This window comes from Bacillus capparidis, assembly GCF_017832095.1.
Taxonomy (GTDB): Bacteria; Bacillota; Bacilli; order Bacillales; family Bacillaceae; genus Bacillus; species Bacillus gobiensis.
Window position 1 is genome coordinate 697,435 of the sequence record NZ_JAFDST010000001.1, and the last position, 26,830, is coordinate 724,264.

The window sequence follows — 26,830 nt, forward strand, 5'->3', positions numbered from 1 at the left end:
GCAATATAACAATTCTTTTAAAAGGAGGAGCAATCTATGTCTTCAATTTCAAAAATTCTCGATCATAACAAGGCTTTTGTTGAGCAAAGCAGGTATCAAGAGTTTCAAACAACAAAGTATCCAGATAAAAAAATAGTCATCCTCACCTGCATGGATACTCGTTTACTGGAATTGCTGCCAAAAGCAATGGGACTACGAAATGGGGATGCGAAAATTATTAAAAACGCCGGTGCTGTTATTTCTCACCCATTTGGCAGTATAATGCGGAGCATTCTCGTCGCTATTTATGAATTGAAGGCGGAGGAAGTATGTGTGATCGGTCATCACGGCTGCGGAATGATAGGCCTGCAGTCATCCTCTATTCTTGAAAAAGCAAAACAAAATGGAACAGACGAGAATCTAATCGATACTCTTACAAATGCCGGGATTGATTTGGACAAGTGGCTGACAGGTTTTCCATGTGTAGAGGAAAGTGTTTCTAATAGTGTCCGTTTAATTAAAAATCATCCTTTAAGTCCGAATCATATACCAGTTCATGGGATGATTATTCATCCTGAAACAGGAAAATTGGATCTGGTGATTGATGGATATAACAGCACTAACCTACCCGAGTCTGGAAAGCGGGGTTGTTCATAAATGATTACCTCCAACAGGTTTAATGGATATAATTTAGGTCGATTTCAAAATGATGCGGTTGCCGGTTTGATCGTTGGAATTGTGGCGATTCCTTTAGCGATGGCCTTTGCCATCGCATCAGGGGTAAGGCCGGAATATGGACTTTATACCACGATTATTGCCGGTATTTTGGTATCACTTTTTGGCGGATCTAAATATCAAATTGCAGGTCCAACCGGAGCATTTGTCCCGGTCTTAGTTGGAGTGGTGATGCAATTTGGATATGAAAAATTGTTGATCGCCGGCTTCATGGCAGGAATCATGATTTTTCTTTTAGGTCTGTTCAAATTGGGGAGATTTATAAAATTTATCCCTCGTCCTGTAGTAATAGGATTTACTGCTGGAATTGCTGTGATTATCTTTTCCGGCCAGATAGCTAATTTCTTAGGACTGAGTAACTTAGAGAGAGAAGAATTATTTCATTTAAATATGAGGGAAATTCTCGTGAATCTAAATACAATTAACACCTCCAGTGTTCTCGTAGCTGTGATCAGTTTGTTTATTGTGATTTTGGCACCAAAATTCATGCCGAAAATTCCTGGAGCACTGTTGGGATTGATTGTATCAACATTAGTTGCAGCTTTCTTTTTTCCGAATCAAGTCGCAACTATAGGCTCGACTTATGGAGCAATTCCGAATGAATTACCGAACTTTGAATTCCCGCAAATAACTATAAGTTTAGTGATCGAACTACTTCCCGCAGCTTTCGTTATTGCCATGCTTGGAGGAATTGAATCCTTATTATCGGCTTTAGTGGCAGACGGTATGACCAACAGCAAGCATAACAGCAATAAAGAACTGATGGCACAAGGAATGGCCAATATCGTCGCACCTTTATTTGGAGGAATCCCTGCTACTGGCGCCATCGCACGAACAGCAACGAATATTAAAAATGGTGCTTTTTCACCTCTATCCGGTGTAATCCATGGGATTGTTGTATTACTTGTGTTAGTTGTGCTAGCTCCGTACGCCTCGGCGATTCCGTTAGCCAGTATGGCGCCCATTCTTATGTTTGTCGCATGGAACATGAGCGAGCGAAAAGAGTTCGCCCATATCTTAAAAACAAAAACGATGGATTCGTTCGTATTAATCGCTGCTTTCCTGTTAACTGTGTTTGTCGACTTAACAACAGGTGTTGTGGGAGGCATCGCTTTAGCACTTCTTGCTTTTGTTAAGAAAATGAGCGGTACGTTGAAAGTGTCAAAGGTTTTGCCGGATCCAGCAGACAAACTAGTGAAACCGGAAATCGTGCAGCAAGGTTCTAACTGTCCGCAAATTAATATTTATACATTAGAAGGCCCGCTGTTCTTTGGTTCCACAGAAAAGTTTGAAGAAGAACTAGAAGAAATTCTTCGTGCAAAACCGAGAGTACTGCTACTACGAATGAGTCAAGTTACATTTATTGATACTTCGGGAGAAGCTCTCCTGACCAAAGTAGTCAAACAATTTAAGGATCAAAAACAACAAGTGATGATTTCAGGTCTCCAACAGCAGCCTAAAGAATTATTTTGGAAAGCAGGGTTGCATAAAGTAATAGGACAAAAATATTTTTTTGAGCATACCGGTGAAGCACTCTATTCCGCTCTGGGACAGTTAGAGACCAATAAGTGTATAGGCTGTAAGCAGTTTGCTTTTAGTGAATGTTCAAAATTGTCTCGCGAGCCAGTAAAGTCAAGAGGAACCGCAAATTCACGACCTGCTTCTGCAACCTAACCGCTTTTATCTCCTTGAGAGCTTAATTCAAAGTGAAGACCTCTTTTCAATTATGAGGTCTTCACTTTTTTGTTAATTTATTAACACAAAATAATAGAGATGGTCCGGGTTGGCAGTATAAGATAACCAATACAAACGACGGACTTTTTTCATTCCTTTTCACTTACTTCTTTGCTGGTTGGAAAGTATATTTTAAATGTGGTACCAGAACCCACGGAACTAGTTATTTCAATTCGTCCTCCTAATAATTCAACCAAGTTTTTTACGATAGACAGTCCTAATCCTGTGCCTCCTGTAGTTCTGGATCTTGATTTTTCGACCCGATAAAAGCGTTCAAAAATATATGGTAAATCTTCCTTCGGTATACCGATTCCTGAGTCTTTTATTAAGACCTGAATGTCACGTTTTTGTACCTTTGTACTGACATCAATATTCGAATGCGGCTCACTGTATTGGATAGCATTTTCAAGTAAATTGATGAAGATTTGTTCCAATCTCCTTCCATCTGTATACAACAACGTATGATCAGATGGGGTGTTTAAAGTAATTCGGATCCCTTTTTCCTTTGCTTTTAAATTAATTTTCCTAACAGAGCTATTAATGATATCTGATATGTCTGTCCTTGCATAGTTTAAATCCAGTTTTCCTTCTTCCATTTTTGCAAGTTCAAATAAATCGTTAATAAGATCTGTTAGACGCGTTGATTCATCATGGATGATCGTTAAATATTGGTTTTTTTCTTTCTCGTTTTTGTACAGCTCGTCCCTTAACACCATAGAATAACCTTTAATGTATGATATTGGTGTTCGTAATTCATGAGATATGTTTGCAAAGAATTCTCTTCGATTGGTTCTATAATCCTCAAGTTCTCTTTCTAAATCCATGATCGCTGTTGACAAGCTTCCTACTTCATCTTTTGTTTGGAAACTTAGCTTTGTTCTTAGTTTTCCCTTCGCTAACTCACGAGTGGCACGCTCCATCTGCAATAGCGGGTAAGAAAGTTTTCTGGATATAAAGAATGTAAAGCCAATTGCTACAATTAAAGCTCCAATAACGGATACAAATAGCCAAATTCGAACTTGCTTTATGGAAGCATTTACTTCATCCATACTTGAGACAACGACAAGTCCCCCATTTACATTATTCCCAATAATAATTGGCTTACCTGACAGTAAATAACTTTGTTCGCCTTTTTCCTCCGAATATTTCATCCCAACTCCGTGTTTATTTGAAATCGGATGAAAGATATCATTCATGACCTGAGTGCCTTCTTTAAATCCTAATACCTCTGTACCCTTTAGTATTTTTCCATCCCTATTAAAAACAAAAAGGTCTGCGTTTATGATTTCTAAAGACATTTCAAACGTACGATATGTTTTTTCATCTTCTATATCAAATATTTTGTTCGCATATTTAGTCGCAAAGTGATCGATCTCTTCTTGCTTTTGATTCACATAAAACGCGATAAAAAGATGATCAAGTGTATAAATTAAAGGGAGAAGAACAGCCAAAAATAAAATCATGATTGTTGCGCCGTACTTAAATGTAATGCCTTTGATATTCATACCACTTCATCCGCGTCTTGAAATTTATAACCTATCCCCCAAACCGTTTGGATTGGATTATAGTCAAATCCTTTATCTCTAATTTTTACACGGATGTTTTTTATATGAGTGTCAATCGTTCTGGTATCACTGGAATTATTAAATCCCCATAATATATCCAGGAGTACTTCTCGAGAAAATACTCTTTTTGGATTAGCTGCAAGTGTATACAGTAATTCATATTCTTTGGGAGTTAAATCCAACCTCTCTCCTCCTAGTACAACTGTATAAGTTTCTTGATCAATTTGAAGGTAACCATTACTATAGATCAAAATTTCCCTGTCATCTTTTTCTTTATTTAATCCCGATCTTCTTATTAGGGCATTAACTCGGGCGATAAGCTCCTCTGGTTCAAAAGGCTTGATTAAATAATCATCTGCGCCAATTTCCAAACCATATACTTTTTCCTTCAATTCGGACCTGGCCGTTAACATCAGAATTGGCGTAGATTGAACATTTCTGATTTGTTTACAAACTTCCCAGCCATCAATGACGGGCATCATTATATCGAGGACGATTAAATCTAAAGTGGATGTTTTCATTATATGAATTGCTTCCTGTCCGCCTCTCGCTTCCACTATATCATAATCTTTAACTAAATAAATTTTGAGTAAGTTCCTCATATTCCATTCGTCATCAACAATTAAAACTTTCTTCTTCATTTACTCTCTCCTTTAACGGCTAAAAATTCCTTGATTACTGAAGATTATATGAAAAAGCTATGGATAAAGCTTATCTTTTTCACGGGCAATTGCTGTTGAAATAGTACTGTTTCATCTTATCCTTTTATCAATTTTTACGAAAATATAATATCAAATCAAGTGACAGAATTACCATTATTCCAAACATTCAGACACAAAAGTTTTTGAATCGACAATAAATGGTTAAATTCCATGACCCAAATATCTTTATAATTTGTAGAAGATAAGACTCTCTTTCTAGCATATGTTCATGTCTTAAGCGAAAAACAGTTGTCTCATTCAAAAGCGCAGTATTTGAAAGTAAATTGCGGCAGATGAAAAATGGTCTTCGATTGATATAGTCGAAGACCGAAATGGGCAAATAATTTCAATTTATATTTGCTCACTGTGCTCAAAATTATCTGCCCAATGAAAATATTCATTCCAACTGCTTCAAACCTTTATTGGCGGCAAAGTCTTTCCTGTTTCGAGAAAGCTCTTTAATCTTTAAGTTGCTTAGAACAGCCGGCCATCCGTTATTATATCCCTCAAATGTATCGTTATCGTCCACAAAATCCGTCTCCAATAGATTTTCGTGCTTGAGTGTTAACTTTACGCTCGACTCCAAAGGCTGAAGCTCAAAAGTAACTCTTGTGGGACTTTCACGAGGTGTGTCATCTCCCACATATGTCCAAGTAAAGGAAAGCAGGCGTGGATGTTCACACGTTAACACCTTGCCATAGTCACTAATTTTTCCATTTCGATAGTAATTAACGTCCGCCCCTTCCTTCCATTCAGATTCGACGCGAGTGCCGAAAAAGTATTTTTGGGTAAAACCACCATCAGTCAGGGCTTCCCAAAGTTTCTCTGGTGTGGTTGCGATATACGTCACATAAACAAATTTTGGTTTCGTCATTTATCCCTCCCTATCCTCCTCAAGACTTTTTTTCAATTCACTCAGACGTTCTATACGATGTTGTTCATATTTGCTGATCCATCGTTGATAAATCTCGCTTATGGGTGCGGCATTAAGGTAATGAAGCTTTTCTCGCCCGTGCCGGATGACGACAACAAGATTTGCCTCTTCCAACATAGCGAGATGCTTTGTTACTGCTTGCCGGGACATATCAAGGCCCTGACATAACTCTTTTAATGATTGCCCGTTATTCTTGTACAGCTGGTCAAGCAATTGTCTGCGACTCGGGTCGGCAAGCGCCTTAAAAATATTATCTATCCGTCCCTCCTCCCTTCTTTTGTGAATATTATATGCAACCAAATAGTTGCCTTTCAAACGATGTTATTATGACTTTTTCATTTTCTCTTATTTTGGGGAATTATATTAGGTACACAAAGGCGCGGAACAGGAAAAAGTACAAGGAAAGGTACAAAGGGCAAAAGAATGCGGAAAGGAATATATTACTCCTTCCCGCGTTCTGAAAATTCAAAGAGCCTGGAATGATGCCACACGGTTTGATGAGGGGGTAGCCTTAAGAATGGTTATCCTACTCTATTTATACACAGTTCTACTCTGCATACTTATAAACATCCGGTCTCAGGTTTTCGAATATTGGGATGTTTTGTTGTTGCTCTGCAACTTTCTGTATATCAATTTCTGCTGTTATGATTGCTTCTTGGTTGCCCGCCTCTTCTACAATGTTTCCGTTTGGATCGATGACAATTGAATGTCCCGCGTATGTGTTGCCGACATGATTTTCATTATTCACGTCGCCCACGCTGTTACATGCAATGACATAGACGCAATTTTCTATGGCTCTTGCTTTCAATAGTGTTCTCCAATGGTTCACGTTTTTCGTAGTCCACTGTGCAACATAGAATATGATTTTTGCGCCTTGAGACGTTGGGTATCGTGTAATTTCTGGAAAACGTAAGTCGTAACATATAATTTGACTCGCTTTGATATCGTTAATTTCAAAGACTTCTGGAACTTCATCTCCACCTGTTAAATATTGATGTTCATTTAACATCGGTACGAGATGTATTTTATCTTTTTGATAGAGTAGCTCCCCCGTTTTTGATACCGCAAAGGCTGTATTATAAATGTTGTCATCCCGTTTATTTGAAACTGAACCTGCAATAATACCCACGTGATGTTTGGTTGCTAAACTTTGGATAAAAGGAAGAGATCTTGTTAAATCGATATCTGCTTTTTCTGCTAAATGTTGTAACTCATAACCGTTATTCCACATTTCAGGTATCACAACAATCTCAGTATCTGCTTCGAGCTTTTCTTCAAATAAGGCTTTAATACGTCTTTCGTTTTGCTCAACTTCTCCTTCTATAATCTCAATTTGAAATAATTGTATTTTCATTTTACTACCTCCTATTCATATTTAAATTTATAAATAGCATATAACTCATCGTTGTATTTAACATCTTCGCCATGTGATGAAGATATAATAGAAGGTTTAATTTCATCTATAACTCTCCCGCTATTAATATTTTCATCCATATCAACTGTGAACTTTTGAATCGGTGGGTGTAAGGCTTCAGCATGAGAAATGAATAAGTCTCCAGTTAGCAACACATTGTCACCTTTATGATGGTATATTACATGTCCCGGAGCATGACCGGGTGTTAAATATATGTCTAGGGGTAACGTTTTAATGATATTGTCACTTAAACCTTCAACTTGATTTTCGACACCTGTTGTTTCCTTTTCTAATTTGTTTGGATAAGGCTTTTCACCATTGATAAACGGAATTTCGATTTCGTGCGAGTAAATAGGAATGTTTAATTCATCTCGTAAATACTTGGCTCCATTAATGTGATCCAGATGACCATGTGTCAGTAAGATACTTTTGGGAACACCTAAAGATTTTGCTGCCTTCAACTGCATACGTGCATAGTCTTCCATTCCGGTATCTATGATATAAACATCCTCACCATCCACCACGTACCAAGTATTGATTTTGACAGGAATGCCAACAACGGTTTCAAAAGTGAGTCTATAAACATGTTCAGAGATTTGAACAAATTCCAATTCATACACCTTCTTTTCATTTATTTGATATCATAAGTTTAATAAGAAAAAAAAGGTATAAAAAGAAGGCACAATTTTGTTACTACCTATTGAGGTGAGAATATGTCAGACTTTAAAAGCGGTCAATATGGTACTTGTACATTAACTGTGAAGCACGCTTGTCCAATTGAATTAACGATGCATATTATTGGTGGTAAATGGAAAGGTATCATTTTATTTTTATTGTCACAATCACCAATGTATTACAATGCAATGCGCCGTGAAATACCAGGTATTACCCAACGCATTCTTACACTACAACTTAGAGACCTCGAGAATGATGGTATCATTGAAAGAGAAGAAACAAACGATAATCCTAAGAAAGTTTTATATTATTTAACAGCTCTTGGAGAAGACTTTGTCCCAATACTTAAATCCATAGAGACATGGGGCAATGCTTATATGAGTAAGCAAAAGAAGAATTAAAAAAGGTGGGGCTCAATGAAAGTCATCTTGATTGACTTTCATTGAGCCCCTTTTTTTGCGCAAAATAAAGAATAAAATCACGCAATATAAATACATGACGAATCCTCCATTAACTTTTGTGTGTCCACGCATTAATCCAGCACGTTCTAGAGCTGTACCGGCTTTTGTTAAGATATGGCTCGTAATGAGGATGTCCATAGTGAATCCCGTCCATCACCTACCCTAACATGCGTTTCTTCTCTGCATACGGCTCTGAAAGGATACAATTGCTGATAATGATCGACTTCAATATTGGATAAGGAAACATGCTACGAACGGTCTTGCCATTGATGGGCATGTGGCCCTACCCCTTATTATCGAAAACGAAGTGTTCATGTTGACCTTACATTAGTGTCATAGTTTAGAATTTGGTTTGAATTACTTTTAAAAAAACAACATGAAATTTAAGGAGGCAACCATATAGAACACATCATCCATACCGCCGAGCAGCATGGCATTGATGTTAGCGTTTTGAGTGCTGTTATGGCCGTTGCAAAGCGGGCAATTAATGAAGGCTATGGAAACGATAACTTTTCGCGCCTGACTGAATTGTTGAGAAAACAGTCTTAGAGAAGTGATCTCTAAAACATCAAGAGGAATATGTTTTTTCCTCGCCTTCTTAATATAAAAATGGAGAGGTCCCAGTACTTATATAAGACTGGGATCTTTTGTTATATCATTGTTCCTGCAGGTGAACTCTTTATCGATCTTCGTTTATCCGTCATTTTTGTGATTTGTTTTTCTAGGCGATTCGTTACTACTTTCAATGCATAAATTTGTCTGTTGTATTGATCTAGCTTCTCTTGATAAATCTCCAGCATTTCTTCGCAAAATTCATATTCCTCAGGACCGTTGTCCTCGCATTCCAATATTTCTTCGATTTGCTCAGTTGTTAGACCTAAACCTAAATAGAGTTGGATGATTCGAATTCGTTTAATGGCAGATTCATCGAACTCCCGATAGCCATTTTCAAGCCTAGCTGCTGTAATTAATTTTTTCTTCTCATAATGCCTAATGGAGCGGGTGCTGGCACCGGTTATTTTAGAAAGTTGACTTATTTTCACAAAAGTGTCCTCCTTTTTTGGATTACAAATCCAATATTAAGGGATAACATTATGTCAAAGTCAACAAAATGCTCTTAATAAAAAAAAGACAGGAATACTCCTGCCTTTCAAACCTTAATCAATCATGAAAATTCGTGCCGTCTGTCGTTTCTGTTACAACACCTGCGCGGATGACAAAGTCACCGAAGTGTTCGCCTTCCTCTCGTTCTTTTGCGTAACGAGGAAGAAGCTCGCCCAATTCATTTAATATTTCTTCTTCTCCGATGTTTTCCCGGTACATTTTGCTTAGTCGGCTGCCGTCAAAGGCTGCGCCAAGATACATGTTGTATTTGCCGGGCGCTTTGCCGATAAAGCCGATTTCTCCGAGCGCATGTCGAGCACATCCGTTCGGACAGCCTGTCATGCGGATCGTAATTTCTTCGTTCCGAAGTCCGCTTTCATCTACAATGGCATCAATCTTATCAAGCAGAGCCGGCAAGTAGCGTTCTGCTTCCGCCATTGCCAATCCGCATGTCGGAAGCGAAACACACGCCAGTGAGCTGCGGCGGAGTGCAGAATATTGCTTGCCTTCTGTTAAACCATATTGTTCGATCAATTCATTAATCTTTTTCTTTTTCTTGCTTGATACATCGGCAATGACCAAGTTTTGATTAGCTGTCAGACGGAAATCACCGGAATGAATTTTGGCGATTTCACGCAAGCCGGTCATGAGCTTGTAGTCATCAAGATCTGTGATGCGGCCACCTTCGACAAACAGCGTAAAATGCCATCTACCTTTCATCCCTTTCACCCAGCCATAACGATCACCGTTATGATCGAAATGATACGGTTTCGCTTCTTCAAGGCTCCAGCCGAGGCGGCTTTCCAGTTCTTCCTTGACCGTTTCCAGACCAAGACGGTCAACGGTGTACTTGAACCGGGCATTTTTACGAACGGAACGATTACCATAGTCTCGCTGAATCGTAATGACTTTTTCTGACACATCATAAACTTGCTCCGGCTTACAGAAGCCAATAACCTTGGCGAGCTGCGGATATGTCGCTTTGTCACCGTGAGTCATACCCATACCGCCACCGATCGCCACGTTAAATCCGATAAGTTTGCCATCTTCAACGATTGCGATGAATCCTAAATCCTGCGAATAAACATCAATATCGTTGGAAGGCGGAACGGCGATGCCGATTTTAAACTTCCGCGGCAAATACAGCGGTCCGTACATTGGTTCGACTTCTTCCACGTCCGGCGTACCGGCTACTTTTTCTTCATCCAGCCATATTTCATGATACGCTCTCGTACGCGGCAATAATTGATCACTCAATAGCTTTGATGCTTCAAATACTTCGGAATGGACCTCAGACTGATATGGATTCGGGTTGCACATGACGTTCCGGTTCACGTCGCCGCATGCCGCAATCGTATCTAAAAGAGACGCATGAATTTCCTGAATCGTTTTTTTCATATTCCATTTTAAAATACCGTGCATTTGAAACGCCTGTCGTGTTGTCAGCTTTAATGTGCCGTTGCCGAATTTTTGGGCAAGCTCGTCCATGACAAGCCATTGCTCAGGTGTCGCTACTCCGCCCGGTGTACGGACGCGAAGCATGAATTGATAAGCTGGTTCAAGCTTTTGCTTTTGCCGCTCATTGCGGAGATCCCGGTCATCCTGCAAGTAGCTGCCGTGATGTTTCATGAGACGGTTGTCGTCATCAGAAATTCCGGCACTGATCCGATCGAGCATAGATTCTTTCAGCGTCCCCCGTAAATAGTCGCTTTCTTCTTTTATGCGTTCCACATCGCTCGGAGAGCCGTCCGGTGCTTTTAAAATTTTGTTCGCCATGTTGTTAAACTCCTTTCAATCCGAAATCAATATACATCACGCTGATAACGTTTATTCTGTTGCAAATCGGCAAGATAATCTGCAGCTTTTTCAGGGCTCATGCCACCTTCTTTTTCGATAATCGCAAGTAACGTATTGTGGACGTCATGTGCCATGTTTTTCTCATCACCGCAAATATAAACAGCAGCTCCTTCTTGAAGCCATTCGAACAATTCTTTGCTGTGTTCAAGCATGCGGTTCTGCACATATACTTTTTCTTCAGTGTCACGTGAAAACGCGACATCCATTTTAGTAACCACACCGTCTTTCAGCCATTTTTGCCATTCGGTCTGGTAAAGGAAATCCGTCACGAAATGCTGGTCTCCGAAAAACAGCCATGATTTTCCTTCTGCTCCCATTTCCTCACGCTCCTGCATAAATGCGCGGAACGGAGCAATGCCTGTTCCAGGTCCAACCATGATGATCGGCGTATCCGGATTGTTTGGCAATTTAAAGTTTTGATTATGCTGGATGTAAACCGGAAGCGTGTCTCCAGGCTGCAGTCGCTCCGCACATAAAATGGAGCAAACCCCATTTCTCTCACGGCCGTGTGTTTCGTATCGTACTGCACCGATCGTTAAATGCACTTCATCCGGATTGGCCGCTAAGCTGCTCGCAATCGAATAAAGGCGGGCTGGCATTTTTCGGAGAATAGCGATAAACTCTTGCGCAGGAACACCCCACGGACCAAAGTCACGGATTAAATCAAGTAAATCGCGCCCTTCAGTATATGCTTTTACTTGATCTTCATTTCCTGGAGATAAAAGCTCTTTTAATTTCTCATTTGCAGATAATTTTGCTGCCTGCTCAAGAAGCGGTTTCGTTAAAACGGTAATTTCAAAATGGGAGATAAGCGCTTCTTTAAGCGGACGGACGTCTCCCTGTTTATTAATGGTTACAATTTCTTCCGGATCCCATTTCGTTTCCTCCAGAAGCAAATCGACTAGAGCCGGATCGTTTTCCGGATAAACACCGAGGCTGTCACCCGGTTCAAATGTGAGACCGGACCCTTCAAGCGATAGCTCTAGGTGGCGCGTTTCTTTATTCGAGCCGCGACCATTTAAATTTAAATTTTCTAACACTTCCGCTTTAAAAGGATTTGTTCTGTTATATTCGGAATCACCTGCTTGAGGAGCCGCTGCCGGAGCAGGTGCAGCAGTTGCACCCTCCGATTCACTTAAGCCGCCAATGACGCCGTCAAGCCATTCTGCTGCCGGATCATCATAGTCAAGGTCACAATCAACGCGCGGATAAAGCCGTGTACCTCCGAGATCTTCCAGCCGCTGATCGAATTCCTTCCCTGTCTGGCAGAAAAACTCATACGAGCTGTCTCCAAGCGACAAAACAGAAAAACGAAGGTCGTCCAGCTTTGGCGCCCTTCTACCATGAAGAAATTCATGAAATGACAGCGCGTTATCCGGAGGATCGCCCTCTCCATGTGTACTCGCGACAATAAGCAGGTTCTGGATTTTCTTTAAATTATTCGGTTTAAAATCGCTCATGGACGACACAGTTACTTGAAATCCGCGATCCTCAAGTTTCTTGCCGGTATTCTCTGCTAATCCTTGAGCATTTCCCGTTTGTGATCCGTAAAGAACGGTCACTTCTTTCGATATTGTTTGCACAGTACTTTCAGCAAGTGGTTCTGTAGCTGGTGCCGGTCTTTCTGCTGTTCCCGGAACGGATGCAGACTGAGATGCAGCCAAATAACCGCTCAGCCAAACTTTTTGTGATTCTGTCAAGGTCGGCAGAAGACGATTTAGGAGCTCTGCCTGCTCCTGATTAAACGGACTGTTCATTACCTGAAGTTGCAACAATTTCCACCTCACAAAGGAATATAAACTTATCGTACATCATTTTAAATATGATTGCTGGTCCTTTCACTTTTCAGCTATTTTTAATCGTAGCTTCACTATTCCAATGAGTCAAGTATGTTTTGATGGTATTAATGATAAGAAAGCGCTTAATAACAACTTATTTTAAAAATCTTTTATTTTATATAAAAGTAAACAAAAACGTTTTTGAGTCATTGGTTGATTCGGTTTAATATTAACATAAAAGCTGACTCAGCTTCTTTCATATTATGAAAATATTTTGTTCATACAAAAATGGTGATGATAATACCATATAGCTTGAGTATGTTTTAAAAATTTTCTTTAGAAACTCTCCTGATAGATTCAAATTGTTTTTAAGTCAGCAATTTCAGCGTACGGGGGATATTCTCAATGAGATCTGTGGACAAAACATCGAAATGTGTGTGTTCTTGTTCAATTAGTACATCAGCAGACTTACCATGGACAAATACAGCATTGCTTATTGCGGACTGAACGTGAGTTTGCTGCATGATAAACGCAAGAATCATGCCGCTTAAAGCATCTCCGGTACCTCCTTTTGCAAGGGCCGAATTTCCGGTAGTGTTGACAAATTGTTCGCCACCTGGAGTCGTTACAATGGTAAAAGGCCCTTTTAAAACCAAATAAATCCCATACTCTTGGGCAAACAGTCTTGATATTGAAAATCGATCTTGTTCAACCTCTTTTATAGACTTATCGATTAAACGCGCCATTTCCCCTGGATGAGGTGTTAAGATGGTCGGGTGTTTTCGATTTTTTAAAAGAGGCAGCATGTCCTTCAAATGATATAGGGCATCAGCATCTATAACAACCGGTAATTCCTTAGTAATGACTTCTTCTACAATTAGTTTCCCGCCTTTTGTTCGACCGATTCCGGGTCCTACTGCAACCGCATCCAGATTTTCATACTCAACTGATAAATTACCTTTAAAATAACCATCCTCTGATGGACTTGGAAGATACACTGCTTCTAAAAAATGGGCGGCTGCAATGGGGTGAATTTCTTCAGGTATGGCAGCCGTGATGAGTCCTGCTCCACATCTTAATGCAGCTTTGGCCGCTAACATGATTGCTCCAGTCATTCGGGATCCGCCAATGACCATCCCCTTCCCGTTGGACCCTTTATGTGAATTTGGAGATCTGGATGGAAGGTGTTTTTTTACAAGCTTTTCTGTCCAGATCATCCTATTGTGTGAACAATGTTTGGCTGCTATCGGTGGAATGCCGATATCAGCAACGATTGTTTCTCCATAGTAGGAAGCACAGGGATATATGAAAGTCCCGCTTTTCGGCAAATGAATCGTAATCGTTAGATCAGCTCTAACGGCTCGGTCCACATCGCCGCCGTCCGCAGGAATACCGCTTGGAACGTCTATCGAAAAAATTTCTGCTGATTTGCAGGTATTGATCTTGTCTATGATTTCTTTGTAAGGAGAACGCAGCTCCCCTTTTACGCCTATCCCCAGTAAACAATCGATTATTACGTCGTAAGTCGATAACAAGTTGAAAAAATGTTCTTCGTTTTTTAAGAAATATCGAGCTTCGTAACCTGAATTTTTATATACCTCTAAGGCGTGTTTAGCTGCCCCTTTTATTTTTTCAGGCGGAGGAACGATCCAAAGATCTACTTGAAAGTCGAAGCTTTTTAATATTCTGGCAATCACAAATCCGTCGCCACCGTTGTTTCCAGCCCCTGCAAGAATAACAATTTTTTGATTTGGGTCGGTTCTCTCCATAATAAGTCTCGCAATAGACTGCCCGGCATTTTCCATTAACGTTTCCCCGCTAATACCAATCTGATTGGTGGTATACGAATCAATGCAATACATTTCATCGGCAGAAACAATTCGCATAAAATAACCTCCTCTACTCGTCCTCTTTCGTATATATAATTTTACAATAAAAAAACAGTTCATCCGTCAGAATAAACTGTTTTTTTGCTGGCATCTTAAAATTCTGGCAGCGAATCTAAATTGTTTTCACTAATTCCATCAGGCTCACTGCGCAAAATATCCCGGCCATATTTGTGAAAAACATCGACATGCGCCAATTTACCGGCTTTTGCTTCAGATAGTGCTTCTATATAATCCAATTCACGCCCGGACTCTGTTTGAAATGCTATCAAATCACCATCATCGTTTTTGCGAACAGCAACTATTTTTTCTAGATTTGGATTGCTTGTACTTTCATATTTCTCGGTCATTTCATTTTCATTTGCTTGATTCCGGTACTGCTCATAAGCTTGCTCAAATCGGTCCATATGATCACCTCATTATTTGTATCTCCCGAGGACCCAATTTTTATGCATCTTATCTTATTTCATATAAAAGGTACTTGTTTCTCATAAAAATATTATGTAAATTAACTTGTGGTACATATTCATTTGTAAAATTTATGATTTAATTTTTGCATATACACACGTGTCTCTTAGCGCTTTCCCGTCAACTGAGAGATCATGATTCCTGAGAATTCCTTCTAGTTGATAGTTCAATCGTTCGGCAACAGCCCTGCTCTTTTTGTTCTTCGCATCACACCTTATCTCCACTCGTTTGGCACGAAGCTCTTGAAAAGCAAATTTTGTAATCCCTTCTGCTGCTTCTGTTACATACCCATTGCCGCTAAAACGGCTATCGATCCAATATCCGATTTCAAATTTTGGTATATCCCATTGAATATGATGAAGACCCGAAGAACATACAAGCTGTCCCGTATCCTTATGAAAAGCAAGAAGTCTCAAGTCTTCCCGTTTTAAAAACTGAACATGAGCATTACGAATATTAGCCTCGACTTCTTGTTCGCTCGATCCTTCCTGAGCAAACGGCATCCATGGTTTTAACTCCTTAATCGAGGCCTGGATCGCATCAAATACGGCTTTTCCGTCTCCTGGTTTCGGCATTCTTATCAATAAACGTTCCGTTTCAAACTCGTCAGGAAATTCAATAAGTATAGGGTTCATCCACATTGCTCCTTTATATAATTAGCAGAAGGCTGCCTTCTAAATGTTATATTACCAGATTCTGTTTTGATCATCATATTTTTCTAGTGAAAACTCTTCATGCAACCCATACTTCGATGAAAATTGAAATATTAATATTCTAAAATAAGATAGAACTAATAAATGAAAGGAGAAAAAAGTTGAATAAAATAGATCAGAATTCAAGCACAGAAATAATTAAACCCAAAATTCTATATTACGGAACTCCAGTGATTTTACTAAATACAATGAATGAGGATGGTTCGGTAAATATCAGCCCCATGTCATCATCATGGGCATTAGGGGATTGTATTGTATTAGGAATCGGACTTGGCGGGAAAGCGATTGAAAACTTAGAAAGAAATTCCGAATGTGTAATTAATGTCCCGAATCCTTCATTATGGGAGAATGTTGAACAATTAGCCCCTTATACAGGAAAAAATCCAGTTCCTGTTTATAAAAAAAAGAACGGATTTACATATGAAAAGGATAAGTATGCTATTAGTCATTTAACTCCTGTTGAGTCTAAAGAAGTAAAACCAACCAGAATCAAGGAGTGTCCTTTACAAATCGAAGCAATAGTGAAAAACATTCGAATTCCTGATCATACACCTGATTTTGCAATTGTTGAGACACAAGCTGTTCATGTACATGCTCATAAGGAAATTATTATAGGAGACAATCATATTGACCCAAATAAATGGAGTCCGCTCATTTATAATTTTCGCCATTATTTCGGGCTCGGTAATCAGCTTGGTAAAACCTTTCGATCTGAACTATAAATTATATTATGTAAGAGTCCGGTTTTTTAGAGCATGAAAGAACATTGGTCGTATGATTGATATAAGGTTCATACGACCGATCTTGAATTTCCACTACATCATCTTCACTTGCTTGATCATGCCGAGTAGCTTGTCATTCTTTTAAGCTTCTTCAAGTATGTTTTTTATTTTTTTCAAATCATTTTTATTTGCTTTTTTCATCATCCACGACATAAACGGAGCAAAGAGCTTTGAAAAACCCGTCGGATTCCCTTTATTCCGTAAAGTCATTCGTGTTACATCCTCGTCAATTGCTTCCCATGTGTAAGTAGTCTCCATCGGAAATGGTCCGTTAGCAGTTTTCATGATAAGTATTTGACCTGGTGAAAATTCAGTAATTTCGTACACATAGGCAAGTTCTCTTCCTAAGAAATTTGCTTTGAATGCAATACGTGAACCAATCGTCAACGGTTTTTGTGTTTGCCATTCCGCTGAATGGATATTTATATACCATTTAGGAGCATTATCAGGATTTGCTGCATACTCTGAAACCGTGTTAAGTGAGCAGCGAATCTTAATTTCCGTCATCACATCTACCACTGCAAATGACCCTCCGATTGTATTAGCAAATAGGGAATATTAATAGTTATAACTGTAATTCTAATTTTTTTGTGTCTCCGTAAGCCAACCGATTAGTTTTTAATAAAGTGCCAAGAAGACGATTCCACCCTTCTCAATTAAGCGTTACGTATACGACCTAGACACCGCACCCTATTTGCATCCTTTCAAACTATTTGATCGTTGTCTCCTCATATGCTTGTTTTAGCTCTTTGATATCTAATTTATCCATTTGGAGCATGGCGTTCATGACATTTCTCGATTTTTCAGCATCTTCACCGTGTAACAATTCCTCTAACTCGGAAGGGATAACCTGCCAAGATACCCCGTATTTATCTTTCAGCCAGCCGCACATTTGTGTTTCACCGCCCTCTGAGAGCTTTTCCCACAATTCGTCTATTTCTTGCTGGGTCTCACAGCTTACAAAGAACGATACCGCTTCTGAAAAATGAAATTTGGGGCCGCCGTTTAAAGCCATGAACTCTTGTCCGTCCAGCTGGAATGTCCCAGTCATCAGCGCTCCCTCCTTCCCTGGTCCTTCTTTGCCATAGCGATGCAAGCTTACAATTTTAGAATTTTTAAAAATCGAAGTATAAAAATTGATTGCCTCTTCAGCGTTATCATTGAACCACAAAAACGGTGTAATTTGTTGCATATCGCTTTCCTCCTTCAGATCGTTTATACCAGTACTATCTTCTTCCTTTCAAAGAATGATTCCTTCTGCATTTAATTATTTGTTAAGCGTAACTGTCATTTAAATCCTGGTACGAGAAAGGCTCCTCTCCATCCTCATTTTTGTTTTACGATATTTTTAAGTCTTTCATATCAATTGCATATTGCATGTTTGCCAGCTCTTATCATCTTTTATAAATGCTCTGGCTAAGAGACCAGGTCATCTATTAAAAACTGGCTTATTACATAAAGTCGTTTTAATGTTCAGTCACCCACTCAACAAACGTTTTTGCAGGTTTCCCTGTCACTTGCTCTACAGTTGGCAAAACCGAGTAACCGACTTCAGGCGGATTTTTTCCCATTTGGATGAAGAATTCGATATCTCCCTCTTCATACCTGTGGTCCCGTAAGAAAATAGCTTTTTCCATGATGACCATCTTTAATCAAAGTTTCAACCGCGACAGCAGCTATGTCTGCTTCATGCACTCTGGCACTAAGGACATCACCAAACGGCTCACGAACAACACCCTCCGAACGAATAGATTCTAGCCAATCTGCAAGTACGTTTGCCATGAATTCTACAGGCTTTAGTAATGTCCATTCCATGCCGCTGTCTTTAAGGACTTGTTCAATAGGGTTCCCTTCATAGTCCATCAATACCGTAACTCGTTTAACGCGAGCTTTACCTGCAAGTTCTATGACTTTAGGATTTGTTTGCAAAGGGCTAGCCGCATTATCACTTGACAAGATTAAATATAATGCAGTAATTCCCTGAAAAGGAGCTTGAAGCGATTCTGGAACAGTCAGATCTCCTTCTACGACCTCTACCCTTTTAGGCAAATTGGCTTTAGCTGGGTTGCGCGACACGGCTCTTATCTTTTCCCCTTTATTAACGAGCTGATCTACGACGTGTCTTCCTACCGTTCCTGTAGCACCAGTTACCAAAATTGTCATTCTTCATCCTCCTATGATTCGTATGAACTTCCCGACCAAGCATTCTATCAAAAATAGATATTTCGAATCTCTTTCATTTTTATAATTAAATCTTGCTTCAACTCATCGGGAGAAATAATTTTCACTTTTGTTCCATAGCTTAAAATGGCAGAGATCGCATAATCTCTTGAATAGAAAGTCGTTTGTACGTCAATAAAATCCCCATGATGTGTAAATTCCCCTGGAAATTGCTCAAATACTTGAGGCTGTGCGGTTAAATCAAAACGGAGATAAACCTTTATTCCTTTTTCTTGTTGATGAACCGGATGTTTCAATTCTGCTCTCGGATTGAAAATCTCTTCTGTCACTTCAAGATTGATGATCCTTGAAACACGAAAGTAACGCTTGTCTTTCCGTAATAAGCAATATCCCTCCAAGTACCAAATTCCCTGTTCCCATAAAAGATTCAACGGTTCTATTTTCCTTTCTGAGACTTGACCAGAGGCATTAATATAGGTAAATGCCATCCTTTTCGATTGATCAATCGCATGCAATAAGGGAAGAATAATCTCTTTCTCTTCTTCTGAAGCGCTCATATCAAATACAATTTTCTCCTGACGTCCTTTATGCAGCAAAGCAGGCTGTAAAGTGCCAATCTTATTGACTAACGATGTGAATTTTGTGCCGCCGACGGCGCCCTCCATCCCCTTTAAGAGATTGTAGATCACTGAAAAGTCATCGACAGAGAAGTGTTGCTTTGTTAAGAAGAACCCGCTCATTAGCTCAAAACCACCTTCAGTTCCAGTGAAAGAAGCTACAGGGATGCCAGATTGGTTAAACAATTCAATATCACGATAGATTGTTCGAATAGAGACTTCGAACCTAGAAGCCAGTTCAGTTGCCGTCACCCTCTTTTTCGTCATCAATTCCATCGTAATAACGAGCAGACGATCTAGTTTCATCTTTCACACTCCTTGTCAACAGACTTTCCCATTTCTCTTATTCTTTATGGAATCACACTGTTCAATTATCCATCTCCTTTCATTCTGTGGATAATTGAAGAATAACTCATCAATCCTGACATCTAGTTTGTCAGGATTATAAATCTTTTAAAAATTTTTTTAGATGATAAAACAGTTACTTTATAAAATAAACGGTCGGTTTGAGTCCTTTATAATGATTAAATACGACGATATACGTGAATTCCCTTTTAGAGTAATATGCCGTACATTCGAGGCGCCTAAAAGTAGTTTCATCTCTTGTCGGTGAATATCTTGAAAGCTTCTCTAGTTTCTCCCATAAATCTTTACCTCGTTCTAATCTAGTTCCTTTGCTTAAACTAAACACAAAAAACCCGCAAGAGAGTCACTTTTTTCAAAGTGTCCACCTTACGGGTTACAGTTTTAGTATTTGGATCTTAATCAAAAAATTTTGTCTCATTCTATCCTCTACATCATCTGTGATGATCTACAAGAATGGTATTACCATCAGGATCTTCAATTGTAAAACTTGCAGGACCTTCTCTTGTTTCATCTGCTTCTGACAACATTTTAATTCCTTTAGCTTTAAGCTGCTTTTGAAGATCTCGAATGTCTGTGAATGAATCAAGATTTTCTGCATTTTCATTCCAACCTGGATTAAACGTCAGAATGTTCTTTTCAAACATTCCCTGAAATAAACCAATGACGGTACTTTCATTCTTCATTATAAGCCAAATTTTGCGTAATATCTCCACCTAAGGTTTGGAATCCTAGATTTTCGTAAAATGATTTTGACTTATTAATGTCTTTTACACTTAAACTTATAGAGAATGCGCCTAGTTTCATGTTTCCTCCTCGTAAAAAATAAATAATTTAGGAATTTTTTTGCATGAGTTAATTGTACATGATTATTTTGAAGAACACATCTCAGCTTATCGAAATTTATATAAGGTAAAACCAATCCTTACTACGGAAATGCGCCTTTAATGAAATAAAAATAGAAACATAGATGCAAATAAGCTTATTAAACTCATTAACAATAACGAGTTTACGATTTCTTCACTTTTTTCTCTTCCCCATAACGAGGACTAATCTAAGTGAAAAGTAATTACTTTTCGATTTATTAAAATTTCCTTGAAACCTATTTCGTATGATAGGGATATACTTCTTCTGTATTAGGTCCTTACTGGTTTTGCGGTTTCATAAATAATGCTCTCTCTGATCTCATTCACTCAAATTTAACTTGCCAATTTTGTTACACTCTAACGCAAACCATACGGATCCATCATTCCCAAATGCAATACCATGCGGCTCTGCATTTTCTGTTTGAATTGGATATTCATGAATCGTTTGATCACTCGTAATCCTGCCAATTTTATTTGCTCCCCATTCAGTGAACCATATTTCACAATCTTTTCCCTTGGTGATAGCATGTGGACGTGAGTTCGGAGTTGGAATATCATATTCGCTAATTTCTCCAGAAGTAGTGATACGACCTATTTTGTTGCCCGCAATTTCGACAAACCAGAGTGCACCATCGTTACCACTAGTAATACCCACTGGCCCTGCTTCTTGTGTAGGAAGAGGGTATTCCGTTAACTCTCCAGTATCAGTCATTCTTCCAATAGCATTATTTTGGTTTTCTGTGAACCATAGTGCGTTATCCGAACCTAAAGTAATAAAAGAAGGAAACGAACCCTTATTTGGCAGATCATATTCATGGATAGCACCTTCAGTGGTCAATTTGCCTATACGATTCCCACTTATTTGGGTGAACCATATATCACCATTTAAGCCTTCAGTTATTCCGTAAGGAGCAGAATCCGACTGTGGTAGTGGGTATTCTGTAAAAATACCTGTTGTTGTAAGCTTTCCTATTTTATTAGCACCATTTTCTGTAAACCATATGTCGCCCCTGGAAGATACAGTTAAACACATAACTTTAGCATCAGGAGTAGGAACTATAAAATCTTTTATCTCACCACTCTGATTTATACAGCTGATTTTGTTTGCTTTATGTTGTGTAAACCATACCTTTCCGTCTTGTGTTGAAGCTATACCGTACGGACCTGAGTCGGGAATTGATAAATTAAACTCTCTTAAATCAAATTTCATTTATTATCCCTCCAATCAATAATTTTTGAACGTCCTATAAAGCAGATAAGGTCTGCAGATGGATTTGTCGATAATCAATCTTTTCCCCCTTAACGTTAAAAACTTTAAGGACTATAAAAATAAAATCCATATATTACTAATTATCAATAAAAAAATGAGCAGTAAGATTACGTAGAGAACGTTAACTACTACCCATTATTATCGTCTATATAATATGTTTAAGATGAAATTTCCGCCCTTACTCTTCCATTAATTGATATTTCTTTAAAATATCCAATGTAATGTTTTTAGCGTCTGTACTTGTTCCGTCAATATTCGTAACAAAACTATATGCCCGATTGTCCTTTTCTATAAAACCGACATACCAGCCTAAGCCAGACCCTTGTCCTGTTTTTCCGTAAAGGGTATAGTCATCCCCTTCAGCCTGGATCATTATCCGTTTAACTGTTTTTATCACATTCTTATCGAAAGGAAGGTTCTCTTTATACAGTGTTCCCATAAAATCTGCTTGTTCGATTGGAGATATTTTAAGTGAGCTGCTTAACCAAAACTGGTCAATTCCTCCGCTAATATCTTGGTTCCCATAAGAAATTTTTTGAACCCACTCCTCCATTCGGTCCTCTCCAATGTCACGGGCCATCGCTTGATAATACCAAACGACAGAGTACCTCATGGCAGACCCAAGCGTATGATCCTGGTTCCATATCGGAATTTCCCGTTCCTCACCATCCCAATATTTAATGTCATATTCATCTTTTACAGCACCTACCTGCAATCCAATAAGTGCATTAGGAACTTTAAACGTTGATTGCGGTGCAAACCTTTGATTGGCTCGTTCATTATTATAGATAAATGTTCTGTTATTTTTCATCTCTCGCAGTATGAACGTTCCGTCATGATCAGAAAAAAATTCATCGACCTCGAGCTTTTTTACATTCAGGTTGTCCTTGGCAGCGTTAGCTTCACTTGGTGACTGCACATATGTAATGAGAACAGCTGCACAAATAAGAACTAAAAGTACTGCCAGATTCTTTAGTTTCTTCATTTTGAATTCACCTCACAAATGTAATTACAGCCTCATTCTATCAGCTTCATCATCAAATAAACATGGGAAATGTTCATGATATTTACAAGGAATTATTTTTGATATTAACAGATTAAGCTATTATTAATTTATCCGAATTTTTTAGATCAAAATAAAAATCCTCGACAAAATTCTGATAGGTGAAATCTAATGCGAGTACATGTCTAGTGAATTTTTCGAAATTCGAAGGCAATATTTCACCCGTTTTTGAACCATACTACTTAAGAGGTGAAAAATATGTACAGACTGTTATCTCATACTGATTTGGACGGGGTGGGATGCGGAATTTTAGCAAAGCTTGCTTTCGGCAAAAAGGTCAAAGTGCGCTACAATTCCATTTCCGGGCTCAATCATGAAGTTGAAAGGTTTCTTGAAGCCGGGGAAAAAAACACGTTTTTGCTGATTACCGATCTATCTGTTAATCAAGAAAATGAACGCCAACTTGATCGATTTTATCAAAAAGGCGGGAAAGTCCAGTTGATCGACCATCACCAAACTGCCCTCCATTTTAATGAGCATGAATGGGGATATGTCTCGGTTGAAGATGAATCCGGACGCCTTAATTCCGCGACTTCACTATTCTACGAGTATCTCATCAAGCATGAATATTTAGAGCCTTCAAATGCTGTAAGTGAATTTGTCGAGCTTGTCCGGCAATATGACACCTGGGAGTGGGAAAAAAACGACAATCAGGAAGCCTTGAGGCTAAATTCTCTCTTCTTTTTAGTTTCCATTGATGAATTCGAAGAGATGATGGTCAGTCGTTTAGCAACAAACGATCATTTTTTCTTTGACGAGTTTGAAGAAAGAATCCTTGATATGGAAGAAAACAAAATTGAACGATATATCCGCAGGAAAAGACGGGAATTGGTTCAGACACCATTAGGAGAATACTTTGCCGGTGTCGTCTATGCAGAATCAAACACCTCAGAACTTGGAAATGAATTGGGGAAAGACTACCCGCATCTGGATTATATTGCGATTATCAATATCGGCGGGAAACGTATGAGTTTCAGAACCATTCATGATCATGTCGACGTATCTCAGGTAGCTGGCCAGTTCGGAGGGGGCGGACACGCAAAAGCTTCGGGATCCCTTTTAACAGATGAAGCTTACCAACAATACGTGATTGAAACATTTCATCTTGAGCCCTTGCGGGAAGATGCGAAAAGAAATAAACACAATCTCAAAAAATCTTCTTTTGGATCTTTATATGAAAATCGAATGGAAGAAACCTTTCTCCTCTATCCCGTAAATGAAAACGAATGGGCGATTGAACATAATGAAGTGAAGATGGAAGAAATCTTCGAAACATTTGAAGCAGCAGAAAGCTCCTTAAAAAGAAATTTTGAAGCATGGCTTGTAAAAGATGATATATTTGTCAGCTATTTGATGGACGTTGTTCGTAAAACTAAAGGAAAAGGCTGAACGATTTGTCTGGAGTGAATATAAAAAACGCTATTCTTTTATGTCATACTGAAGAAAGAATAGCGTATGTATTAATCCTTAAGCTTTTGTAAAATTGAGGTCCCAAATAACTCCGTAAGGATCCTTTACCTTTCCATATTTCGCTCCCCAAAAAGTATCCTGCAATTCCATTAACGCAGTACCGCGCTCAGTGAATCGATCGTACAAATTTTGAATTTCCTCTTCGCTTTCAATTTCAAGCGCCAATGAAATGTTACTTCCGAACTCAACCTCGCTGCCTGGAAACGAATCAGAAGCCATAAGAAATAAATTGCCTTTTTTAAATTGAGCATGAATAATCTTTTCATCAGCTTCTGGAGGAGTAGGATAATCCGCTTCACCATACGTTTGAAGCTCAATAATTTCTCCTTCAAAAATCTCCTTATAATACTCCAAAGCTTCTCTGGCATTTCCATTAAACAATAAATATGGCGTGGCTTGCTGCTTCATTTTGAACACTCCTTAAAAATTAGTGTACATGATGAGCAAGGAAACGAAAATGACCATTATGCCTGTCTTTAGAATAGCATCTAAGAGGATAATTGTCCCATCTGAACTAGAAAGAATATTGACTAACTCCCCATTAAAAATCAGTCACTTTCCCCTTTTCATTTAGAACTGATTTCATCTTGTTAGTAAATTTATTATAAGCGAATATACGTTCGGTTCGCAATAAAAATGTTTCTTTTGAAGCACGATATTTTTCTCAATACTAAATACTTTTCAGAAATAATAAGTAGGACTATAATATTAGAAGGGATATCAAAAGGCTGATGCAGAGTCTTGGAATTGGAGAGTGAAGTTGTGAAGCGGTTTATTATATTATTAATGGTTGTGTTTATCGGCTATATTTCAAAGCCGTTATGGGAAGAGCCAGTTCAACAATTCGTTCCTTCGTCTTTAAGGGATTCCATCAGTTCTACTGTCGATTCTGTAAAAGAAAATCCAGAGATCAATTATGCGATTGATACTTTAAATCAGCAATTAAATTCTATATTTACGCAGCTTAATAATGAACCTTCAGAATCAAACGATTCGAAAGTTGATCCGCCAAAATTAACAGCACCTAAAGATCAAATGTTTTCGATTCATAATGTTGAATTAGGCGAATCAAAAGCTGAGGTAGAAAAGAAAATTGGCAAACCGAAACGGACTACTGAAAATGAATATGGAGTCAGCTGGGCAGCCTATCATGAAAACTACCAAAATTTTATCATGGTTGCTTATGATGAGAAAAATAATGTTCGCGGCCTTTATTCAAATCAAGATTTGATAGCCTCTTCAACGGGAATTAAACTAGGGAGTTCGAAGCAATCGGTTCAGGAGAAGCTCGGTAATCCTGAATCGATCATGAGGAAAGGTTTGTTTAACTATAAAATAGATCAAAATGGAGAGTATGAGGTTTTCAAGCTTGATCACAGCTATGCCACAATCTTTTATGGTAAGCATGAAAACAATACGGTTACTGCGGTTCAGATCATCGATCAAGATTTGGAACAAAATAAAAATGAACTTTATACTGAATCAAGCCAACAACTAAAAGAAGGCTTTGAATATCAGCTGTTTGATTTAACAAATGCTTCAAGAGTGAATCACGACCTGCCTATTTTAAAATGGGATGATCTTGTGAGGGAAACCGCTCGGGATCACAGCTTGGACATGGCGGAAAATCAATACTTCGATCATACAAATTTACAAGGCCAATCTCCTTTCGATCGGATGAAGGAAGATAATATTCGCTATGTTACGGCTGGTGAAAATCTGGCATACGGGCAGTTCAGCAGCATTTTTGCCCACGAAGGACTGATGAATTCTTTAGGGCACAGAAAAAACATCCTCCGGGAAAATTATGAATTTTTAGGTGTCGGTGTGGCGTTTAATAACGAATCACAGCCTTATTATACGGAAAATTTCTATAGTGATTCTCCGTCTCTATAAATGATAGATGACATAAAATATGAAAGACAATTGCTTCATGAGCCGTAAGGAACGATAGGCACTTTGTGGTTAGCGCGTGACGAAGTTGGTCCATCGCTATTGGACCCTGCCATGAAGCTGCAAGACCTCGTTTTCGCTGAGCTTTGTGAACTGCTCAAGTCTTAAATATCCAGCCCCTTCAAGTGACTTTCTGGCCGGCTTCGCTAACTCGGTCAGAAGGTCACTTTTCTTTGTGTTATTTTGATTTCCTCCTCTCTAGATAAAGCTTATTTAATTGGAACCTCAGAAAAGAGTCTGGCTTGGTAGGATCGGATTCTA

28 protein-coding genes and 1 pseudogene are annotated in these 26,830 nt (G+C 38.8%); 7 read left to right on the forward strand and 22 right to left on the reverse strand.

From position 1 onward, the window contains the following. Nucleotides 1-36: 36 nt before the first annotated feature. Both JOC74_RS03390 and JOC74_RS03395 read left to right on the forward strand, forming a co-directional pair. On the forward strand, nucleotides 37-636 hold the full coding sequence (locus JOC74_RS03390) for a beta-class carbonic anhydrase (RefSeq protein WP_053602968.1): 600 nt from the start codon (nucleotides 37-39) through the stop codon (nucleotides 634-636). Next, a complete protein-coding gene (locus JOC74_RS03395) occupies nucleotides 637-2,388 on the forward strand; it encodes a SulP family inorganic anion transporter (RefSeq protein WP_053602969.1) in 1,752 nt (583 codons plus the stop codon). It begins immediately after the preceding gene. A gap of 149 nt (nucleotides 2,389-2,537) precedes the next feature. Here JOC74_RS03395 and JOC74_RS03400 read toward each other — a convergent pair whose 3' ends face one another. The 6 genes from JOC74_RS03400 to JOC74_RS03425 form a co-directional block, all read right to left on the reverse strand. Continuing rightward, nucleotides 2,538-3,953, reverse strand: coding sequence for a sensor histidine kinase (locus JOC74_RS03400; protein WP_211086047.1), 1,416 nt, complete (start codon nucleotides 3,951-3,953; stop codon nucleotides 2,538-2,540). Next, nucleotides 3,950-4,654: a response regulator transcription factor gene (locus JOC74_RS03405; protein WP_211086048.1), complete on the reverse strand. Its 705-nt coding sequence runs from the start codon at nucleotides 4,652-4,654 to the stop codon at nucleotides 3,950-3,952. Before JOC74_RS03405 ends, JOC74_RS03400 begins: the two co-directional genes overlap by 4 nt. Before the next feature lie 457 nt (nucleotides 4,655-5,111). Next, a complete protein-coding gene (locus tag JOC74_RS03410; protein ID WP_082363788.1) occupies nucleotides 5,112-5,588 on the reverse strand; it encodes an SRPBCC family protein in 477 nt (158 codons plus the stop codon). Then, entirely contained in the window at nucleotides 5,589-5,948 is a 360-nt protein-coding gene (locus tag JOC74_RS03415) for an ArsR/SmtB family transcription factor (RefSeq protein ID WP_211086049.1), read from the reverse strand. Between the two features lie 247 nt (nucleotides 5,949-6,195). Further along, entirely contained in the window at nucleotides 6,196-7,002 is an 807-nt protein-coding gene (locus tag JOC74_RS03420) for a carbon-nitrogen family hydrolase (protein WP_053602972.1), read from the reverse strand. 11 nt (nucleotides 7,003-7,013) lie between these two features. Further along, nucleotides 7,014-7,673: an MBL fold metallo-hydrolase gene (locus tag JOC74_RS03425; RefSeq protein WP_053602973.1), complete on the reverse strand. Its 660-nt coding sequence runs from the start codon at nucleotides 7,671-7,673 to the stop codon at nucleotides 7,014-7,016. Nucleotides 7,674-7,775: 102 nt separating this feature from the next. Between JOC74_RS03425 and JOC74_RS03430 the strand changes: the two genes are divergently transcribed. Continuing rightward, nucleotides 7,776-8,138 carry a winged helix-turn-helix transcriptional regulator gene (locus JOC74_RS03430; protein ID WP_053602974.1) on the forward strand — a complete coding sequence of 121 codons (363 nt, stop codon included), beginning with the start codon at nucleotides 7,776-7,778 and terminating at the stop codon, nucleotides 8,136-8,138. A 12-nt stretch (nucleotides 8,139-8,150) separates the two neighbouring features. Here the strand turns inward: JOC74_RS03430 and JOC74_RS03435 are convergent, their stop codons facing one another. After that, nucleotides 8,151-8,336, reverse strand: coding sequence for a hypothetical protein (locus JOC74_RS03435; RefSeq protein ID WP_053602975.1), 186 nt, complete (start codon nucleotides 8,334-8,336; stop codon nucleotides 8,151-8,153). A 261-nt stretch (nucleotides 8,337-8,597) separates the two neighbouring features. Here JOC74_RS03435 and JOC74_RS24250 point away from each other — a divergent pair, with 261 nt between their 5' ends. After that, nucleotides 8,598-8,747: an imine reductase family protein gene (locus JOC74_RS24250; RefSeq protein ID WP_327816255.1), complete on the forward strand. Its 150-nt coding sequence runs from the start codon at nucleotides 8,598-8,600 to the stop codon at nucleotides 8,745-8,747. A 101-nt stretch (nucleotides 8,748-8,848) separates the two neighbouring features. Here JOC74_RS24250 and JOC74_RS03440 read toward each other — a convergent pair whose 3' ends face one another. The 6 genes from JOC74_RS03440 to JOC74_RS03465 form a co-directional block, all read right to left on the reverse strand. Continuing rightward, nucleotides 8,849-9,241, reverse strand: a complete 393-nt coding sequence (locus JOC74_RS03440; RefSeq protein ID WP_053602976.1) for a MerR family transcriptional regulator — start codon at nucleotides 9,239-9,241, stop codon at nucleotides 8,849-8,851. 118 nt (nucleotides 9,242-9,359) lie between these two features. Next, nucleotides 9,360-11,078 (reverse strand): assimilatory sulfite reductase (NADPH) hemoprotein subunit, encoded by a 1,719-nt coding sequence (gene cysI, locus JOC74_RS03445; protein ID WP_053602977.1) that lies wholly within the window; start codon nucleotides 11,076-11,078, stop codon nucleotides 9,360-9,362. Nucleotides 11,079-11,104: 26 nt separating this feature from the next. Further along, on the reverse strand, nucleotides 11,105-12,931 hold the full coding sequence (locus JOC74_RS03450) for an assimilatory sulfite reductase (NADPH) flavoprotein subunit (RefSeq protein ID WP_211086050.1): 1,827 nt from the start codon (nucleotides 12,929-12,931) through the stop codon (nucleotides 11,105-11,107). Between the two features lie 374 nt (nucleotides 12,932-13,305). Further along, on the reverse strand, nucleotides 13,306-14,823 hold the full coding sequence (locus JOC74_RS03455; protein ID WP_053602979.1) for a bifunctional ADP-dependent NAD(P)H-hydrate dehydratase/NAD(P)H-hydrate epimerase: 1,518 nt from the start codon (nucleotides 14,821-14,823) through the stop codon (nucleotides 13,306-13,308). Nucleotides 14,824-14,918: 95 nt separating this feature from the next. Further along, nucleotides 14,919-15,230 carry a DUF3892 domain-containing protein gene (locus JOC74_RS03460; RefSeq protein WP_053602980.1) on the reverse strand — a complete coding sequence of 104 codons (312 nt, stop codon included), beginning with the start codon at nucleotides 15,228-15,230 and terminating at the stop codon, nucleotides 14,919-14,921. A gap of 132 nt (nucleotides 15,231-15,362) precedes the next feature. Further along, nucleotides 15,363-15,926, reverse strand: coding sequence for a GNAT family N-acetyltransferase (locus tag JOC74_RS03465; protein ID WP_053602981.1), 564 nt, complete (start codon nucleotides 15,924-15,926; stop codon nucleotides 15,363-15,365). A 188-nt stretch (nucleotides 15,927-16,114) separates the two neighbouring features. On the opposite strand from JOC74_RS03465, the gene JOC74_RS03470 reads away from it, so the two are divergent. Then, the gene (locus tag JOC74_RS03470) at nucleotides 16,115-16,726 is read left to right on the forward strand and encodes a flavin reductase family protein (RefSeq protein ID WP_376773348.1); all 612 of its coding nucleotides are present in this window, start codon (nucleotides 16,115-16,117) and stop codon (nucleotides 16,724-16,726) included. A 141-nt stretch (nucleotides 16,727-16,867) separates the two neighbouring features. Here the strand turns inward: JOC74_RS03470 and JOC74_RS03475 are convergent, their stop codons facing one another. The 8 genes and pseudogenes from JOC74_RS03475 to blaOXA form a co-directional block, all read right to left on the reverse strand. After that, complete coding sequence (locus JOC74_RS03475) at nucleotides 16,868-17,305, reverse strand: SRPBCC family protein (RefSeq protein WP_053602983.1); 438 nt, start codon at nucleotides 17,303-17,305, stop codon at nucleotides 16,868-16,870. A 190-nt stretch (nucleotides 17,306-17,495) separates the two neighbouring features. Beyond that, a complete protein-coding gene (locus JOC74_RS03480; RefSeq protein WP_053602984.1) occupies nucleotides 17,496-17,978 on the reverse strand; it encodes a VOC family protein in 483 nt (160 codons plus the stop codon). A 274-nt stretch (nucleotides 17,979-18,252) separates the two neighbouring features. Continuing rightward, a complete protein-coding gene (locus JOC74_RS24065) occupies nucleotides 18,253-18,423 on the reverse strand; it encodes a hypothetical protein (protein WP_312883766.1) in 171 nt (56 codons plus the stop codon). Then, entirely contained in the window at nucleotides 18,386-18,949 is a 564-nt protein-coding gene (locus tag JOC74_RS03485) for an SDR family oxidoreductase (protein ID WP_312883767.1), read from the reverse strand. The genes JOC74_RS24065 and JOC74_RS03485 overlap by 38 nt, the downstream gene beginning before the upstream one ends. Nucleotides 18,950-18,996: 47 nt before the next feature. Continuing rightward, nucleotides 18,997-19,890: a helix-turn-helix transcriptional regulator gene (locus JOC74_RS03490; RefSeq protein ID WP_053602985.1), complete on the reverse strand. Its 894-nt coding sequence runs from the start codon at nucleotides 19,888-19,890 to the stop codon at nucleotides 18,997-18,999. 491 nt (nucleotides 19,891-20,381) lie between these two features. Beyond that, a pseudogene (locus JOC74_RS03495) lies at nucleotides 20,382-20,754 on the reverse strand (VOC family protein). Nucleotides 20,755-21,132: 378 nt separating this feature from the next. Then, a complete protein-coding gene (locus tag JOC74_RS03500) occupies nucleotides 21,133-22,023 on the reverse strand; it encodes a Vgb family protein (protein ID WP_053602986.1) in 891 nt (296 codons plus the stop codon). 238 nt (nucleotides 22,024-22,261) lie between these two features. After that, entirely contained in the window at nucleotides 22,262-23,068 is an 807-nt protein-coding gene (gene blaOXA / locus JOC74_RS03505; protein WP_053602987.1) for a class D beta-lactamase, read from the reverse strand. 276 nt (nucleotides 23,069-23,344) lie between these two features. On the opposite strand from blaOXA, the gene JOC74_RS03510 reads away from it, so the two are divergent. Further along, complete coding sequence (locus JOC74_RS03510; protein ID WP_053602988.1) at nucleotides 23,345-24,535, forward strand: DHH family phosphoesterase; 1,191 nt, start codon at nucleotides 23,345-23,347, stop codon at nucleotides 24,533-24,535. Nucleotides 24,536-24,613: 78 nt separating this feature from the next. On the opposite strand, the gene JOC74_RS03515 is transcribed toward JOC74_RS03510, so the two are convergent. Beyond that, on the reverse strand, nucleotides 24,614-25,024 hold the full coding sequence (locus JOC74_RS03515; RefSeq protein WP_053602989.1) for a VOC family protein: 411 nt from the start codon (nucleotides 25,022-25,024) through the stop codon (nucleotides 24,614-24,616). Nucleotides 25,025-25,378: 354 nt separating this feature from the next. On the opposite strand from JOC74_RS03515, the gene JOC74_RS03520 reads away from it, so the two are divergent. Then, a complete protein-coding gene (locus JOC74_RS03520) occupies nucleotides 25,379-26,512 on the forward strand; it encodes a CAP domain-containing protein (protein ID WP_312883768.1) in 1,134 nt (377 codons plus the stop codon). Nucleotides 26,513-26,830 lie beyond the last annotated feature (318 nt).

Coding starts and splice junctions, on each gene's coding strand:
- JOC74_RS03410 (WP_082363788.1), bottom strand. CDS start 5,588: ATGACGAAACCAAAATTTGTTTATGTGACGTATATCGCAACCACACCA.
- JOC74_RS03465 (WP_053602981.1), bottom strand. CDS start 15,926: ATGAACCCTATACTTATTGAATTTCCTGACGAGTTTGAAACGGAACGT.
- JOC74_RS03490 (WP_053602985.1), bottom strand. CDS start 19,890: ATGAAACTAGATCGTCTGCTCGTTATTACGATGGAATTGATGACGAAA.
- JOC74_RS03455 (WP_053602979.1), bottom strand. CDS start 14,823: ATGCGAATTGTTTCTGCCGATGAAATGTATTGCATTGATTCGTATACC.
- JOC74_RS03500 (WP_053602986.1), bottom strand. CDS start 22,023: ATGAAATTTGATTTAAGAGAGTTTAATTTATCAATTCCCGACTCAGGT.
- JOC74_RS24065 (WP_312883766.1), bottom strand. CDS start 18,423: ATGGAAAAAGCTATTTTCTTACGGGACCACAGGTATGAAGAGGGAGAT.
- JOC74_RS03430 (WP_053602974.1), top strand. CDS start 7,776: ATGTCAGACTTTAAAAGCGGTCAATATGGTACTTGTACATTAACTGTG.
- JOC74_RS03420 (WP_053602972.1), bottom strand. CDS start 7,002: ATGAAAATACAATTATTTCAAATTGAGATTATAGAAGGAGAAGTTGAG.
- cysI (WP_053602977.1), bottom strand. CDS start 11,078: ATGGCGAACAAAATTTTAAAAGCACCGGACGGCTCTCCGAGCGATGTG.
- JOC74_RS03395 (WP_053602969.1), top strand. CDS start 637: ATGATTACCTCCAACAGGTTTAATGGATATAATTTAGGTCGATTTCAA.
- JOC74_RS03405 (WP_211086048.1), bottom strand. CDS start 4,654: ATGAAGAAGAAAGTTTTAATTGTTGATGACGAATGGAATATGAGGAAC.
- JOC74_RS03510 (WP_053602988.1), top strand. CDS start 23,345: ATGTACAGACTGTTATCTCATACTGATTTGGACGGGGTGGGATGCGGA.
- JOC74_RS03480 (WP_053602984.1), bottom strand. CDS start 17,978: ATGCAACAAATTACACCGTTTTTGTGGTTCAATGATAACGCTGAAGAG.
- JOC74_RS03515 (WP_053602989.1), bottom strand. CDS start 25,024: ATGAAGCAGCAAGCCACGCCATATTTATTGTTTAATGGAAATGCCAGA.
- JOC74_RS03400 (WP_211086047.1), bottom strand. CDS start 3,953: ATGAATATCAAAGGCATTACATTTAAGTACGGCGCAACAATCATGATT.
- JOC74_RS03460 (WP_053602980.1), bottom strand. CDS start 15,230: ATGGACCGATTTGAGCAAGCTTATGAGCAGTACCGGAATCAAGCAAAT.
- blaOXA (WP_053602987.1), bottom strand. CDS start 23,068: ATGAAGAAACTAAAGAATCTGGCAGTACTTTTAGTTCTTATTTGTGCA.
- JOC74_RS03485 (WP_312883767.1), bottom strand. CDS start 18,949: ATGACAATTTTGGTAACTGGTGCTACAGGAACGGTAGGAAGACACGTC.
- JOC74_RS03390 (WP_053602968.1), top strand. CDS start 37: ATGTCTTCAATTTCAAAAATTCTCGATCATAACAAGGCTTTTGTTGAG.
- JOC74_RS03435 (WP_053602975.1), bottom strand. CDS start 8,336: ATGGACATCCTCATTACGAGCCATATCTTAACAAAAGCCGGTACAGCT.